The sequence below is a fragment of the Paenibacillus sp. IHBB 3054 genome, from assembly GCF_051594305.1.
Classification (GTDB): domain Bacteria; phylum Bacillota; class Bacilli; order Paenibacillales; family Paenibacillaceae; genus Paenibacillus_AQ.
In genome coordinates, this window is sequence record NZ_JBOFBG010000098.1 from 1 (window position 1) to 1,793 (window position 1,793).

A 1,793-nucleotide genomic window follows, 5' to 3' on the forward strand; every position below is an offset into this window, starting at 1 on the left:
TATCCTGCCCGTCCCTCGGTTTTAAGGGTTTAGCTCACATATACTCACTCATTCGTAGGATTTCGTCGCCTCGGAATACAGTTAACGTTCAGAAAGTAAGCTCATTAGACACCGTTGTCTCGATCTTGGGTATGCGGGAACAGAAGAAGCGTGTGGAACAGCTCTCCAAGTGTTATTCTTCTGCACGCATACTCCACAATTTCCTTGGGGGTTCACCATCCCATGACTCTACGGGTCTATGCCCTTACATTCCTTCGTTTCACCTGATCAAGGCGTGGAGACCGATAACGTTTAGCTGACGGGTCTGAGCCCTTATCGGGCAGGAACTTGGTCCTCCGTGCTTTCTTTTTGAAATCCTACGAATGAGTCAATATACGTGATCGCTTAATCAGTCTTAGGCAGCTTGAATGCAAGTAGGGGCAGCTTTTCCAGGAGAAAAGGCTTCACCCCTTTGAACGATGCCAATGATGATTCGTGCCAGTTTTCCAAGTAGTTTAAATACTGATTGTTGCTTTTTCATTTGCTTGACTTGAACATTATTCTCATGCAACTGTCGGAACATAGGATGATTTCCAACGAGTTGGAGCGTGGCCAGATACAGGTATTTTCGCAGCGTAGCATCGCCCCTTTTAGAAAGCACAATCTGTCCCTTTCGTTTCCCTGAAGTACTTTCGGCTAGGTTTAAGCCTGCCTTTCGCAATAATTGGCGTCCATGATTATACGTTCTAAGGTCACCAGCACCTGATAGAATGGCTGCAATACAGATCGTACCTAGGCCGATAGATCGAAGCTGATCTGCCATAGGAATTTCGCTGAACAATACTTGTATATCCTTTTCAATTCTCTCTAGTATCTCTACCATCCGTTCGAACTCTTGTAATAGCCATTGTAAATCCTGTTTCGCTTCATTTAGAGCAGTCGTTTCGCCTATACTGTTCTTAGCTTGAGCGATGAGCTGCGCAGCCTTTTGCATGCCAGTCGAGCCACCAGCTCGTTTCATATGCTCTCTCCATCTCGTGATCACCTCTGATACGGAAAGAGACTCTAAATCCTGCGGAGAAGGGAATTCTTTAAGAGTAGCTATGGAACGTTTGCATGCCCAGTTTTTAAACACCGAGAAATACTCGGGGAACCGAATGTCTAACCAGCGAATGATCCGGTTCTGTAGCCGTACACTATTCGTCACCCAATATTCCCGGTCACTCATAATCGTTCGTAACTTCTGAAAGACGATAGCCTGTCGCGAGTATTCATAGTAGTAGCCTCGACTGATCACATCAGCAATGACAAGCGCATCCTTCGGATCACTTTTGGAGGGAGAATTATCGCGGTTCTCCTTGTTTCGTTTGGTGGTTGCCGGATTCACCATTACAACGCCCATGCCTTTGTCGGTAAGCCAATTGGCCAGGTTATACCCGTAGTGTCCGGTCGGCTCCATCCCGATTATGAGATCCTTTAAGCCGTGTTTCTGCCCTATTCCCTCGATCCACCGATCTAATTTTTCGAATCCTTCAATTGTATTTGAGAATGTAAGATGTCGCTTACTAAGTACGATGCCACGAAAATTAGTCGCTTGTGCAACATGAGTTTCCTTCGCGATATCTATACCCACAACAAGGTGAGATGTGGAAATTCGTTCAATGCGTTGATTTTGACCGTCTGATTGTTTAAACTTCATAATAAGAGCGCCTCCTTGATGGTGTTGGGTTATAAACCCGTCGACAAACCCATCATACCGAGGCGCTCCTTTTTTGACAAAGACCAAATCTTAGGCCTTACAGGAATGTTTAGCT

1 protein-coding gene is annotated in these 1,793 nt (G+C 45.5%); it reads right to left on the bottom strand.

The window, feature by feature from the left end; translation table 11 throughout:
• Window positions 1-394 precede the first annotated feature (394 nt).
• On the bottom strand, window positions 395-1,678 hold the full coding sequence (locus tag ACQ76X_RS35795) for an IS110 family transposase (RefSeq protein ID WP_438498649.1): 1,284 nt from the start codon (window positions 1,676-1,678) through the stop codon (window positions 395-397).
• Window positions 1,679-1,793 lie beyond the last annotated feature (115 nt).

What these genes read in the sequence shown, in the direction of transcription:
- ACQ76X_RS35795 (WP_438498649.1), bottom strand. Translation starts at nt 1,678, where the DNA reads ATGAAGTTTAAACAATCAGACGGTCAAAATCAACGCATTGAACGAATT.